Annotated in this window: 11 protein-coding genes; 9 read left to right on the top strand and 2 right to left on the bottom strand. The window is 56.9% G+C overall.

All coding sequences use genetic code 11. From position 1 onward, the window contains the following. The first annotated feature begins 24 nt into the window (after positions 1-24). The 5 genes from pstC (at position 25) to NR195_RS13130 (ending at position 4,790) form a co-directional block, all read left to right on the top strand. Positions 25-987 carry a phosphate ABC transporter permease PstC gene (gene pstC, locus NR195_RS13150; RefSeq protein WP_010258877.1) on the top strand — a complete coding sequence of 321 codons (963 nt, stop codon included), beginning with the start codon at positions 25-27 and terminating at the stop codon, positions 985-987. Then, positions 984-1,874, top strand: coding sequence for a phosphate ABC transporter permease PstA (gene pstA / locus NR195_RS13145; protein WP_010258878.1), 891 nt, complete (start codon positions 984-986; stop codon positions 1,872-1,874). The genes pstC and pstA overlap by 4 nt, the downstream gene beginning before the upstream one ends. A gap of 44 nt (positions 1,875-1,918) precedes the next feature. Continuing rightward, positions 1,919-2,692 (top strand): phosphate ABC transporter ATP-binding protein PstB, encoded by a 774-nt coding sequence (gene pstB, locus NR195_RS13140; RefSeq protein ID WP_010258879.1) that lies wholly within the window; start codon positions 1,919-1,921, stop codon positions 2,690-2,692. Positions 2,693-2,709: 17 nt separating this feature from the next. After that, entirely contained in the window at positions 2,710-3,444 is a 735-nt protein-coding gene (phoU, locus tag NR195_RS13135) for a phosphate signaling complex protein PhoU (protein ID WP_010258881.1), read from the top strand. Between the two features lie 107 nt (positions 3,445-3,551). Further along, positions 3,552-4,790: an MFS transporter gene (locus NR195_RS13130; protein WP_010258883.1), complete on the top strand. Its 1,239-nt coding sequence runs from the start codon at positions 3,552-3,554 to the stop codon at positions 4,788-4,790. A 166-nt stretch (positions 4,791-4,956) separates the two neighbouring features. Here the strand turns inward: NR195_RS13130 and xylB are convergent, their stop codons facing one another. Together xylB and xylA are read right to left on the bottom strand one after the other, a co-directional pair. Then, positions 4,957-6,399, bottom strand: coding sequence for a xylulokinase (gene xylB, locus NR195_RS13125; RefSeq protein ID WP_256844600.1), 1,443 nt, complete (start codon positions 6,397-6,399; stop codon positions 4,957-4,959). Positions 6,400-6,416: 17 nt separating this feature from the next. Continuing rightward, positions 6,417-7,739, bottom strand: coding sequence for a xylose isomerase (xylA, locus tag NR195_RS13120; RefSeq protein ID WP_256844599.1), 1,323 nt, complete (start codon positions 7,737-7,739; stop codon positions 6,417-6,419). Positions 7,740-8,083: 344 nt separating this feature from the next. Between xylA and xylF the strand changes: the two genes are divergently transcribed. The 4 genes from xylF (at position 8,084) to xylR (ending at position 13,074) form a co-directional block, all read left to right on the top strand. After that, positions 8,084-9,076: a D-xylose ABC transporter substrate-binding protein gene (gene xylF, locus NR195_RS13115; RefSeq protein ID WP_158131270.1), complete on the top strand. Its 993-nt coding sequence runs from the start codon at positions 8,084-8,086 to the stop codon at positions 9,074-9,076. 28 nt (positions 9,077-9,104) lie between these two features. Continuing rightward, complete coding sequence (locus NR195_RS13110) at positions 9,105-10,625, top strand: xylose ABC transporter ATP-binding protein (protein WP_256844598.1); 1,521 nt, start codon at positions 9,105-9,107, stop codon at positions 10,623-10,625. Then, positions 10,618-11,802, top strand: a complete 1,185-nt coding sequence (gene xylH / locus NR195_RS13105; protein WP_052270968.1) for a xylose ABC transporter permease XylH — start codon at positions 10,618-10,620, stop codon at positions 11,800-11,802. Before NR195_RS13110 ends, xylH begins: the two co-directional genes overlap by 8 nt. A gap of 93 nt (positions 11,803-11,895) precedes the next feature. Further along, a complete protein-coding gene (gene xylR / locus NR195_RS13100) occupies positions 11,896-13,074 on the top strand; it encodes a D-xylose utilization transcriptional activator XylR (protein ID WP_010258893.1) in 1,179 nt (392 codons plus the stop codon). Positions 13,075-13,095: the final 21 nt, after the last annotated feature.

Here is a 13,095-nt window from a genome sequence, read left to right as displayed (position 1 = left end):
TAACTTCTGAAGACTGAGACTTCTATGGCTGCAACGAAGCCGGCATTCAAAGCCCCAGGCAAACAAGGTGACAGAATTTTTGGCGCGCTGGTCAGGCTGGCTGCGCTGATTGTCCTGTTACTGATGGGCGGCATTATTGTCTCCCTGATCATCTCCTCGTGGCCCAGCATCCAGAAGTTTGGTTTCGCCTTTTTGTGGACCAAAACCTGGGATGCGCCCAACGAACAATTTGGTGCACTGGTACCGATCTACGGCACCCTTGTGACCTCCATTATTGCCCTGATTATCGCAGTACCGGTGAGTTTTGGTATCGCGCTGTTCCTGACCGAACTCGCGCCAGGCTGGCTGCGTCGCCCGCTGGGCACCGCCATTGAGCTGCTGGCGGCCATTCCCAGTATTGTTTATGGCATGTGGGGTCTGTTTGTTTTCGCGCCGCTGTTTGCCGAATACTTCCAGACACCGGTCAATGACGTGATATCGGGCATTCCGATTGTCGGCGAGCTTTTCTCCGGCCCCGCTTTCGGTATCGGCATCCTCGCGGCGGGTGTGATTCTGGCGATCATGATCATCCCTTATATCGCCTCGGTGATGCGCGACGTCTTTGAGCAGACCCCGGTGATGATGAAAGAGTCAGCCTACGGCATCGGCTGCACCACCTGGGAAGTGATCTGGCGCATCGTACTGCCCTTTACCAAAAATGGCGTGATTGGCGGTGTGATGCTCGGACTGGGTCGTGCGCTGGGTGAAACCATGGCGGTGACTTTTATTATCGGCAACACCTACCAGCTCGACAGCCCGTCGCTGTTTATGCCGGGTAACAGCATCACCTCGGCGCTGGCCAACGAGTTCGCTGAAGCGGAATCGGGCGTGCACGTCGCCGCGCTGATGGAGCTGGGACTGATCCTGTTTGTGATTACCTTTATCGTGCTGGCGATTTCAAAGCTGATGATTATGCGGCTGGCGAAAAGTGAAGGAGCGCGCTCATGACCACAATTGAAATTCAGGCGCGCGCCGAACTGGACGCATCACGCCGTAAAATGCAGTCCTGGCGCAGCACTAAAAATAAAATTGCGCTGACGCTGTCGCTGCTGACCATGGCTTTTGGCCTGTTCTGGCTGGTGTGGATCCTGTTCACCACCGTATCGCGCGGCGTGGATGGGCTCTCCTGGTCCCTGTTCACCGAATCAACGCCACCACCCAATACCGCGGGCGGCGGGCTGGCTAACGCCCTGGCGGGCAGCGGATTACTGATTTTCTGGTCTACCTTCTTCGGCACACCGCTGGGCATCATGGCGGGTATCTATCTGGCGGAATATGGGCGCAAGTCGCCACTGGCAGAAGTGATCCGCTTTATTAACGACATTCTGCTTTCGGCACCCTCGATTGTGGTCGGCCTGTTCGTCTACACCCTTGTGGTGTCGCAGATGCAGCACTTCTCCGGCTGGGCCGGGGTGATTGCGCTGGCGCTGCTGCAGGTGCCGATTGTGATTCGTACCACCGAAAACATGATGCGACTGGTGCCAGACAGCATGCGTGAAGCGGCTTACGCGCTGGGTACGCCCAAGTGGAAGATGATCGCGTCTATCACCCTGAAAGCGTCGGTCTCCGGCATCATCACGGGTGTGCTGCTGGCGATTGCGCGCATTGCAGGTGAAACGGCACCGCTGCTGTTCACGGCGCTCTCGAACCAGTTCTGGAGCACCGACATGATGCAGCCGCTGGCGAACCTGCCGGTCACCATCTTTAAGTTCGCCATGAGCCCGTTCGCCGAATGGCAGAGCCTGGCCTGGGCAGGTGTGCTGATTATCACCCTCTGCGTGCTGGTGCTGAACATCGTGGCGCGGGTGATTTTCGCCAAAGGTAAACACGGTTAATTTCCGGCGCGGCCCTGTGCGGCGCCGTATAAGAGAGATGAATTATGAGTATCGCGACAGCATCAGCCGATAAAATTCAGGTCCGTAATCTGAACTTCTATTACGGCAAATATCATGCGCTGAAGAACATCAATCTGGATATCGCTAAGAATCAGGTGACTGCGTTTATCGGGCCATCGGGCTGTGGTAAGTCGACCCTGCTGCGGACCTTCAACAAAATGTACTCGCTCTATCCGGATCAGCGGGCTGAAGGGGACATTCTGCTGGATGGCGAAAACATTCTGGCGACTCAGCAGGATATCGCGCTGCTGCGCGCCCGGGTCGGCATGGTGTTTCAGAAGCCTACGCCGTTCCCGATGTCGATCTATGACAACATCGCCTTCGGCGTTCGCCTGTTTGAAAAGCTGTCGCGTGCCGATATGGATGCGCGCGTACAGTGGGCGCTGACCAAGGCGGCGCTGTGGAATGAAACCAAAGACAAGCTGCATCAGAGCGGTTACAGTCTCTCCGGCGGCCAGCAGCAGCGTCTGTGCATTGCCCGCGGTATCGCGATTCGCCCGGAAGTCTTACTGCTGGATGAGCCCTGCTCCGCGCTTGATCCTATCTCTACTGGCCGTATTGAGGAGCTGATCACCGAGCTGAAACAGGATTACACCGTGGTGATCGTGACGCACAACATGCAACAGGCTGCACGCTGCTCTGACCATACGGCTTTCATGTATCTGGGCGAACTGATTGAGTTCAGCGATACCGACACGCTGTTCACTAAACCCGCCCAGAAGCAAACCGAAGATTATATAACTGGCCGCTACGGCTGATCTGACAGGAGAACGACATGGATAATCTTAATCTGAATAAGCACATCTCCGGTCAGTTCAATGCCGAGCTGGAGCATATCCGTACCCAGGTGATGATCATGGGCGGTATGGTCGAGCAGCAGCTGACCGATGCAATTACCGCCATGCATAATCTGGATGGCGAACTGGCGCAGCGGGTGATCGACGGTGACCAGAAGGTCAATATGATGGAAGTGGAGATTGATGAAGCCTGCGTGCGCATCATCGCCAAACGTCAGCCAACTGCGATCGATTTGCGACTGGTGATGGCGATCATCAAAGCCATTTCTGAGCTGGAACGGATTGGCGACGTGGCGGAGAAGATCAGCCGCACGGCGCTGGAGAAGTTTGGTCAGCAGCATTTGCCGCTGCTGGTCAGCCTTGAGTCGCTGGGTCGTCACACCGTACAGATGCTGCATGATGTGCTGGACGCTTTTGCACGCATGGATCTCAACGAAGCGATCACTATCTACCGTGAAGATAAAAAGGTGGATAAAGAGTACGAAGGCATTGTGCGCCAGCTGATGACCTACATGATGGAAGATCCGCGCACCATTCCCAGCGTGCTGACGGCGCTGTTCTGTGCCCGCGCCATTGAGCGTATCGGCGATCGTTGCCAGAATATCTGCGAAATCATCTTCTATTTCGTCAAAGGTCAGGATTTCCGTCACGTTGGCGGTGACCGGCTCGATGAATTACTGTCGGGCGATGACGGCAGCAACAGACCTTCCTGATAAATCTTCTTCCTGCGCCTGATCGGCGCAGGGATAAGCCTTTTCAATTGGTCACATCCTGAACTCTCTCTATAATTGCGGCACTTTTCTTTATGAGGTGCGCAACGATGTCCCCTTCTCCCCAATCTAAGCCCGGCGTAACGCCAGGCAAAGCGATGCTGGCTGCGGTCAGCGGTTATGCCATGGATGGATTTGACCTGCTGATACTCGGCTTTATGCTGCCGGCTATCAGTGTTTCGCTGGCGCTCAACCCATCACAGGCGGGATCGCTGGTGACCTGGACGCTGATTGGCGCGGTTATCGGTGGCATCGTATTTGGTCATCTCAGCGACCGCTATGGCCGCATCCGCATGCTCACCGTCACGATTCTGGTCTTCTCGGTCTTTACCGGGCTGTGCGCGGTGGCGCAGGGCTACTGGGATCTGCTCGCCTGGCGAACGCTGGCGGGTGTTGGTCTGGGTGGCGAATTTGGTATCGGCATGGCGCTGATTGCCGAAGCCTGGCCGGCGGAGAAGCGCAATCGCGCATCAGCGTGGGTTGGCATCGGCTGGCAACTCGGGGTGCTGATGGCGGCCTTTATCACACCGCCGCTGCTGACTATCATCGGCTGGCGCGGCATGTTTCTGGTCGGCTTGTTGCCTGCGCTGGTCTCGTTTGCCATTCGTCGCGGCATGGGTGAACCGGAGGCGTATCAACGGCAGGTTAAACATGTGCCGTCACTCTCTTTTCCGGCGCGCCTGAAACTGCTGGTGCGCGATCGCGCCACCGCCAAAGCCAGCCTGGGCATTTTTATCCTCTGTTCAGTACAGAACTTTGGTTACTACGGGCTGATGATCTGGATGCCGAGTTACCTCTCCTCCAGCTTTGGCTTCAGCCTGACGAAGTCGGGCCTCTGGACCGCGGTGACCGTGGTCGGGATGACCTTTGGCATCTGGCTGTTTGGCGTACTGGCCGACCGCTTCGCACGCTGGAAAATCTTCCTGCTCTATCAGTTTGGCGCAGTAGTGATGGTGGTGGTGTATGCTCAGCTGCGCGACCCGAACATCATGTTATTTACCGGCGCGATCATGGGGATGTTTGTTAACGGCATGATTGGCGGTTATGGCGCGCTGATTTCCGATACCTTTCCGCCGCAGGTGCGTGCCACCGCGCAAAACGTCCTGTTCAACCTTGGCCGCGGTGTGGGCGGCTTCGGCCCGGTGGTGATTGGTCTGCTGGCGAGCCAGTTCTCGTTTACGGCGGCGATTACCCTGCTGGCGCTGATTTATCTGCTGGATATTGCGGCGACGCTGTTCCTGCTGCCGAAGAAACAGGGTCAGGAAGATACGCTGGGCGCGATCGGCTGATGCTACCGTGATGGTATGGCTGGGTAAGTGTCATCCCGGCCATTCCGGGTCAGTAATATGGCTCACGATCACCTGTTCTGCCTTCATTACCCCCCTGGCATTACATGGCAGGGGGATCCGTTAACAGGCGATTTAAATCCATAACAGGCAGAGCGTTCTCGCAGGTTTACTTCATCAGCGGCAGGAGCTGTTGATACAGCGTCTCAAAGGTCTCCCGACGCGGCTGGTAGTGCGCTACCCGGGCCGGATCCGGCTGGTGTCGCTGCACCAGAACCGGGGTCGGCACGGTGACCTCTGCATCCAGCGCCTGCTGTGCCAGCCTGGCGGCCCCCAGCGCCGGGCCAACCTCCCCGCCATGGCAGTAATCCAGCGTCTGGCCGCTGATGTCTGCCAGCATCTGACGCCATAGTGCACTGCGTGCGCCGCCGCCGATCAACATAATGCTCTTTGGCTGAACGCCACAGTCGTGCAGCGCGTCCATGCCCTCCGCCAGCGCAAATCCTACGCCTTCCAGCACCGATCTCGCCAGCTCGGGACGGCCATGCTGGTGGGTAAAGCCAAAGAAAGCACCCCGGGCATTCGGGTTATTGTGCGGCGTGCGCTCACCGGAAAGATAGGGCAGAAACCACAGGCCGGGCACGTCATCGCGCGCGCGTTCAGCCTCAGCCAGCAGCTCAGGAACATCTCTGCAACCGGTCAGCGTCGCTGCCCAGTCCAGACAGGAGGCTGCGCTGAGCATCACCGACATCAGATGCCAGCGCTGGGGTAACGCATGACAGAAGCTGTGTACCGCGCGCTGCGGATTGCTGAGATAGCCGTCGCTCACCACGAAGTAGACGCCCGACGTACCCAGCGACAGCATGCCCTGGCCCGGTTCGGTCATGCCGACACCAATCGCACCCGCAGCATTGTCGCCACCGCCCGCCGCCAGCGGCACGGCGTTCATCTTCCAGCGTGTGGCCAGTTCGGCATGTAAGGTGCCGGTCAGGGCATTGCCCTCATAGAGTTGCGGCATCTGATCGCGGCTGAGGTCGCAGGCGCGCAGCATCGCATCGCTCCAGTCACGCCGTGCCACATCCAGCCACATTGTGCCTGCTGCATCTGACATATCAGTAGCGAAGTCGCCACTCAATCGCCAGCGCAGGTAATCTTTGGGCAACAGCACGTGAGCGATCTGACTGAATATTGCCGGTTCATGTTGCTGAACCCACAGCAGCTTAGGAGCCGTGAAGCCGGGCATCATCAGGTTGCCGGTGATCGCCCGCGAATCCGGCACCTTCTGTTCCAGCTCACGGCACTGCGCCTCGCTGCGCCCATCATTCCAGAGCATGGCCGGTCGTAATACCTGGTTTGCACTGTTGAGCAGCGTTGCACCATGCATCTGTCCGCTCAGCCCGATGGCCTGCACCGCGCGCAGATCCTGCTGCGCGCTCAGCGCCTGCATGGCCAAATCCAGCGCCTGCCACCAGCTTTCGGGATCCTGTTCGCTCCACAATGGCTGCGGACGCGAAACCTGCAGCGGCGCTATTTCCGTCGCCACCACGTTGCCTTGTGCATCCATCAGCACCACTTTGACGCCAGAGGTGCCTAAATCGATCCCGATAAACATGCTCTGCTCCTGAAGGGTTAGAAATCAAACAGGTAGTGATTCACCAGATTTTCCAGCTGCTCCTGACGTCCGCTCTGATGCTGCGGATTGAGCTGCTGCTGCTGAGCATGCGCCGCCAGCGCCTCCAGTGAAAACTCACCTTTCAAAATTTGCTGGCCGAACTCACCATTCCAGCCGCTGTAGCGCTGTGCCACACGCTTATCGAGTTCACCGTCGCTGATCATGCGAGCGGCGACCTTCAGCGCCAGCGCCATGGTATCCATCGCGCCAATATGACCGTAGAAGAGATCGTATTTATCAGTGCTCTGACGACGCACTTTGGCATCAAAGTTTAAGCCGCCAGTGGTAAAGCCGCCCGCTTTGAGAATTTCGTACATCACCAGCGCATTCTCTTCCACGCTGACCGGGAACTGATCGGTATCCCAGCCGCACTGCGGATCGCCGCGGTTGGCATCCACGGAACCAAAAATGCCCAGCGCAATGGCCGTCGCAATTTCATGATGGAAAGAGTGACCCGCCAGCGTGGCGTGGTTCGCCTCAACGTTAACCTTGATCTCTTTCTCCAGTCCGAACTGTTTCAGGAAGCCATAAACCGTCGCGACATCATAGTCATACTGATGTTTGGTCGGCTCCTGCGGTTTCGGTTCAATTAGCAACGTTCCCTGGAAGCCAATTTTGTGTTTGTGCTCGACCACCATCTGCATAAAGCGGCCAATCTGCTCGCGCTCCTGGCGCAGATCGGTATTCAGCAGAGTTTCGTATCCTTCGCGTCCGCCCCACAACACATAGTTTTCACCGCCCAGGGTTTTGGTCGCCTGCATGGCGCTGCAGACCTGCGTCGCTGCCCAGGCAAAGACTTCAGGATCGGGATTGGTAGCAGCCCCGGCTCCGTAGCGCGGATGGGTAAAGCAGTTGGCTGTGCCCCACAGCAGTTTCACGCCGGTCTCCTGCTGTTTCTCCAGCAGTTTATCGGTCATGGCGGCAAAATTCTCTTTGTAACTGTGCAGCGAATCGCCTTCTGGAGAGACATCAACGTCATGGAAGCAGTACCACGGCACATTCAGCTTGTGGAAAAACTCAAAGGCCACATCCGCTTTCAGTTTTGCCTGCTGCAGCGCATCTCCGCTTTTCTGCCACGGACGATCAAAAGCGCCGACACCAAACATATCCGCGCCATTCCAGCAGAAAGTGTGCCAGTAACAGGCGGCAAAGCGCAGATGCTCCGCCATGGTCTTGCCGAGGATCACCTCATCGGGATTGTAGTGGCGGAAAGCGAGAGGATGAGTCGACTGGGTGCCTTCATAACGAACCCGATCGATCTGATCGAAATAAGCTTGCATGGTTTGCTCCTTAGCATCAGTACCCGAATGGCCTGCGTTGAAGCAATATTTGATATTGGCTGCTGCCTTAGCTCAATTACGATATTTCACTACGGGTGTCAGATAATTATTATTTGTGCGCTGGCTCGCAAAATAATGTTATTTACGGGGTGGTTTATCATTATCGCTCTCTTGTCCGAAAAAGATGAAACCTCGATCGCGCTCATAAAAAATGAAATAAACCAAAAAACGTAATAGCCGGATAAAAATCAGTAATTGCTGTAACAGGAAAATAAGGGCAACAATTCATCCGCCTGGTTTATAGGCCTGAAACGACAATAGCCTCAACCTACAGGATGATCACAATGAAGATGAAACATGCACTGTTCGCCGCCTGTGCGGCGCTGGCGCTGTTCAGCCAGACCAGCGTGGCAAAAGAAGTGAAGATCGGCATGGCGATTGACGATTTGCGACTCGAGCGCTGGCAGAAAGACCGCGATATTTTCGTAAAACAGGCTGAGACGCTGGGCGCGAAGGTGTTTGTTCAGTCAGCCAACGGCAACGAAGAGACACAGATGTCGCAGATTGAAAATATGATCAATCGCGGTGTCGATGTGCTGGTGATTATTCCTTACAACGGTCAGGTATTGAGTAATGTTGTCGCTGAAGCGAAACGGGAAGGCATTAAAGTGCTGGCGTATGACCGAATGATAAATAATGCCGATATCGACTTTTATATCTCTTTCGATAATGAAAAAGTGGGCGAGCTGCAGGCCGAAAGCATTGTGAAACAGGTGCCTAAGGGCAACTATTTTTTAATGGGCGGATCGCCTGTGGATAATAACGCACGCCTGTTCCGTGCCGGACAGATGAAAGTGTTAAAACCCTATATCGATAACGGCAGCATTAAAATTGTTGGCGACCAGTGGGTTGATGCCTGGCTGCCGGAAAATGCCCTGAAAATTATGGAAAATGCCCTGACCGCCAACGGCAACCATATCGATGCAGTGGTGGCCTCTAACGATGCCACCGCAGGCGGCGCGATTCAGGCGCTGAGCGCGCAGGGGCTGGCAGGAAAAGTGGCGATCTCCGGTCAGGATGCCGATCTGGCAGCCATTAAGCGTATCAAAGCGGGCACCCAGACCATGACGGTTTACAAACCGATCACCGAGCTCGCCACCGAAGCGGCGAAAATTGCCGTCGAGCTGGGCGAGGGCAAAACACCTGCCAGCAACAGCACGCTTAACAATGGTCTGAAAGAGGTTCCGTCACGGCTGCTGAAGCCGATTCCGGTCAACAAAGACAATATTGAAAGCACCGTGGTGAAAGACGGTTTCCACAAACAGAGCGAACTCTGACTGCGCATAGCGTGAGGGAGAACAGTCGATGCTGCTGGAAATGAAAAATATCACCAAGCGTTTCGGTGCCGTGAAGGCGCTGAATGATGTCAGCCTGCAACTTGAAGCGGGCGAAGTGATGTCGCTGTGTGGTGAGAATGGCTCGGGCAAATCGACGCTGATGAAAATCCTGTGCGGACTCTATCCGCACGGTGATTTTGAAGGGCAGATTCACTTCTCTGGCGACGACATTCAGGCGCAGACCATTCGCGATACCGAGCGTAAAGGCATTGTGATTATTCATCAGGAGCTGGCGCTGGTGCGGCAACTGACGGTGATGGAGAACATTTTCCTCGGTGCCGAACTGAGCCGTTTCGGCATGGTGGATGATGAAACTATGACCCTGCGCTGCCAGCAACTGCTGGCGCGGGTCGGGCTGAACGTTTCTCCCGCCACCCGGGTCGGTGAGTTAGGCCTTGGGCAGCAGCAACTGGTGGAGATTGCCCGCGCCCTTAACAAACAGGTCAGGCTGCTGATTCTGGATGAGCCGACCTCTTCCCTGACGGAGCAGGAAACGGACGTGCTGCTCGGCATCATCCGCAATCTGCGTGAACACGGCATTGCCTGCATCTACATCTCGCACAAGCTGAATGAGGTTAAGGCGATCTCCGATACCATCTGCGTGATTCGTGACGGCCAGCATATTGCTACCCGTCCGGCAGCGGGCCTGAGCGAAGATGACATCATCACCATGATGGTGGGACGCGAGCTGACCGCGCTCTATCCCCACGCGCCGCATCAGATTGGCGACGTGATACTGAAAGTTGAAAACCTCACCGCCTGGCATCCGGTTAACCGCCACATCCGCCGCGTTAACAATGTCTCATTTACGCTCAGACGCGGTGAAATCCTCGGCATCGCCGGGCTGGTGGGCGCGGGCAGGACTGAGACAGTCCAATGTCTGTTTGGCGTCTGGCCGGGGCGCTGGCAGGGCGATATCTGGATCAATGGCAAACAGGTCAACATCACCGATTGCCGCGCCGCCATTGCGCACGGCATCGCGATGGTGCCGGAAGATCGTAAAAAAGATGGCATCGTGCCGCTGATGGCGGTGGGCAAAAATATTACCCTGGCGGCGCTGGACCAGTTCAGCCACCGGCTCTCAACGCTGGATGAAGCGCAGGAGCAGCAGGCGATCAACGACGCGATCACCCGCCTGCGGGTGAAAACCTCCTCCTCAGAACTGCCGATTGGTCGTTTGAGCGGCGGCAACCAGCAGAAAGCAATTCTGGCGAAATGTCTGCTGCTCAATCCAAAAATCCTGATCCTCGATGAACCGACGCGCGGCATTGATGTGGGCGCACGTCAGGAGATCTACCTGCTGATCAATGCGCTGGTTCAGCAGGGTATCGCGGTGATTGTGATTTCCTCTGAGCTGCCGGAAGTGCTGGGCCTGAGCGATCGGGTGCTGGTGATGCATGAAGGGCAGATCAAAGCCGATTTGATTAACGATAACCTGACTCAGGAGCAGGTGATGGAAGCTGCCCTGCGGAGTGAACATTATGCTTAAAAGTGAAAGTACCCAAAGCCGCCTCTCCGGCACGCCGGGCAAACCGTCACCGGGCAGGTTCACACTGCCTAATCTGCAGGTTCTGGTGATGCTGGGCGCAATTGTGCTGATTGCATTGTTCTTTACCTGGACCACAGACGGCGCGTGGCTCAGTGCGCGTAACGTCTCCAACCTGCTGCGCCAGACCGCCATTACTGGCATTCTGGCCGTGGGTATGGTGTTCGTGATTATCTCGGCGGAGATCGACCTGTCAGTCGGTTCCATGATGGGCCTGCTGGGTGGCGCGGCGGCGATATTCGACGTCTGGCTCGGCTGGCCGTTGCCGCTGACCATCGTGGTGACGCTGGTGATGGGATTGCTGCTTGGCACGTGGAATGGCTGGTGGGTGGCCTACCGTAAAGTGCCTTCGTTTATCGTGACGCTGGCGGGAATGCTGGCTTTCCGCGGTGTTCTGGTCGGGATTACCGATGGCACTACGGTTGCGCCGATCACGCCGGGCATGTCGCAGATTGGTCAGAGTTATCTGCCGGGCGGCGTCGGTTTCGGCTTTGGCTTTGCCGGTCTGGCGTTGTTTATGTTGTGGCAGTGGCGTCTGCGGCTGCGTCGTCAGCAGCTCGGACTGGCGCAGGGCGCAGCCAGCGGCACCGTCGGGCGTCAGGCGATCACCGCCATCTTAGTGCTGGGTGCCATCTGGTTGCTCAACGACTATCGCGGCGTGCCGACCCCGGTGTTACTGTTGGCCGTGCTGTTGCTGGCGGGCATGTTTATGGCAACCCGCACCGCGTTTGGCCGTCGTATCTACGCCATCGGCGGTAACATTGATGCTGCGCGCCTGTCTGGCATTAACGTGGCGCGTACCAAGCTGGCGGTGTTTGCCATCAACGGTGTGATGGTGGCGATTGCCGGGCTGATCCTCAGTTCACGGCTGGGCGCAGGTTCGCCGTCGGCGGGTAATATTGCGGAACTCGACGCTATCGCCGCCTGTGTCATCGGCGGCACCAGCCTGGCGGGTGGCGTGGGTTCGGTTGCGGGCGCGGTAATGGGAGCCTTTATTATGGCCTCGCTGGATAACGGCATGAGCATGATGGATGTGCCGACTTTCTGGCAGTACATCGTCAAAGGCGCGATTCTGCTGCTGGCGGTGTGGATGGATACGGCAACGCGGCGTCGGGTGTAATCGCGCGGGCGATCACATTGTGGCGCAAACAATTTTTTTGCCCCTTTCAGCCGTGTTATGCAATGCGCTGAGGATTTAAGGGAACGCGCCATCATGCATGAGAAACGCTATCGCATTACCCTGCTGTTTAACGCCAACAAAGTGTATGACCGTCAGGTTGTGGAGGGCGTCGGTGAGTATCTGCAGGCGTCGCAGACTGACTGGGATATCTTCATCGAAGAAGATTTCCGCTGCCGCATCGACAACATCCGGGAGTGGCTGGGCGATGGGGTGATCGCCGATTACGACGATCGCTCTATCGAAACCCTGCTGTCGAATGTTTCCGTGCCGATTGTCGGCGTTGGCGGCTCTTATCATCGGCAGGAGGATTATCCGCCGGTGCACTACATCGCGACTGACAACGCCGCGCTGGTGGAGAAAGCCTTTCTGCATCTGAAAGAGAAGGGCATTAATCGCTTTGCCTTTTATGGTTTACCGGCCTCCAGCGGCAAGCGCTGGGCACAGGAGCGTGAACAGGCGTTTCGCCAGCTGGTGGGACGTGAGCGCTATCAGGGCGTGGTCTACCAGGGCATGGAAACCGCGCCGGAAAACTGGCAGCACGCCCAGAACCGTCTCGCCGACTGGCTGCAGACGCTGCCGCCGCAAACCGGCATTATCGCCGTCACGGATTCACGGGCGCGACACCTGCTGCAGGCGTGCGAACACCTGAAAATCCCGGTGCCGGAGAAGCTTACGGTGATCGGGATTGATAATGAGGAGCTGACCCGCTATCTGTCACGCGTGGCGCTCTCGTCCGTGGCGCAGGGCTCACGGCAGATGGGCTATCAGGCGGCCAAACTGCTGCATCGGCTGCTGGATAAGCAGCCCTTACCGCTTCAGCGTATCCTGGTGCCGCCGGTGAAAGTCATCGCCCGGCGCTCTACCGACTTCCGCTCGCTGCGCGATCCGGCGGTGATTCAGGCGATGCACTACATCCGCTTCAACGCCTGTAAGGGGATCAAAGTGGAGCAGGTGCTGGATGCCGTCGGGCTATCGCGCTCTAATCTGGAAAAACGCTTTCGGGATGAGACCGGCGACACCCTCCATGCGATGATCCACCGTGAAAAACTGGAAAAAGCGCGCGAACTGCTGGCATCTTCATCGCTCAACATCAACGAGATCTCGCAGATGTGCGGCTATCCGTCGCTGCAATACTTCTATTCGGTCTTCCGCAAAAGCTACGACACCACGCCAAAAGAGTATCGCCAGCATTTTGGGGAGAATGTGTTGTAGCAGGAAGCGTTCAGTCTGAGG

Origin of the sequence: Pantoea sp. Ft-CA_14 (genome assembly GCF_024520875.1) — a bacterium.
Taxonomy (GTDB): domain Bacteria; phylum Pseudomonadota; class Gammaproteobacteria; order Enterobacterales; family Enterobacteriaceae; genus Pantoea; species Pantoea agglomerans.
This window is presented reverse-complemented; position numbering and strand designations above follow the sequence as displayed.

What these genes read in the sequence shown, in the direction of transcription:
- pstC (WP_010258877.1), top strand. Translation starts at nt 25, where the DNA reads ATGGCTGCAACGAAGCCGGCATTCAAAGCCCCAGGCAAACAAGGTGAC.
- pstA (WP_010258878.1), top strand. Translation starts at nt 984, where the DNA reads ATGACCACAATTGAAATTCAGGCGCGCGCCGAACTGGACGCATCACGC.
- pstB (WP_010258879.1), top strand. Translation starts at nt 1,919, where the DNA reads ATGAGTATCGCGACAGCATCAGCCGATAAAATTCAGGTCCGTAATCTG.
- phoU (WP_010258881.1), top strand. Translation starts at nt 2,710, where the DNA reads ATGGATAATCTTAATCTGAATAAGCACATCTCCGGTCAGTTCAATGCC.
- NR195_RS13130 (WP_010258883.1), top strand. Translation starts at nt 3,552, where the DNA reads ATGTCCCCTTCTCCCCAATCTAAGCCCGGCGTAACGCCAGGCAAAGCG.
- xylB (WP_256844600.1), bottom strand. Translation starts at nt 6,399, where the DNA reads ATGTTTATCGGGATCGATTTAGGCACCTCTGGCGTCAAAGTGGTGCTG.
- xylA (WP_256844599.1), bottom strand. Translation starts at nt 7,739, where the DNA reads ATGCAAGCTTATTTCGATCAGATCGATCGGGTTCGTTATGAAGGCACC.
- xylF (WP_158131270.1), top strand. Translation starts at nt 8,084, where the DNA reads ATGAAGATGAAACATGCACTGTTCGCCGCCTGTGCGGCGCTGGCGCTG.
- NR195_RS13110 (WP_256844598.1), top strand. Translation starts at nt 9,105, where the DNA reads ATGCTGCTGGAAATGAAAAATATCACCAAGCGTTTCGGTGCCGTGAAG.
- xylH (WP_052270968.1), top strand. Translation starts at nt 10,618, where the DNA reads ATGCTTAAAAGTGAAAGTACCCAAAGCCGCCTCTCCGGCACGCCGGGC.
- xylR (WP_010258893.1), top strand. Translation starts at nt 11,896, where the DNA reads ATGCATGAGAAACGCTATCGCATTACCCTGCTGTTTAACGCCAACAAA.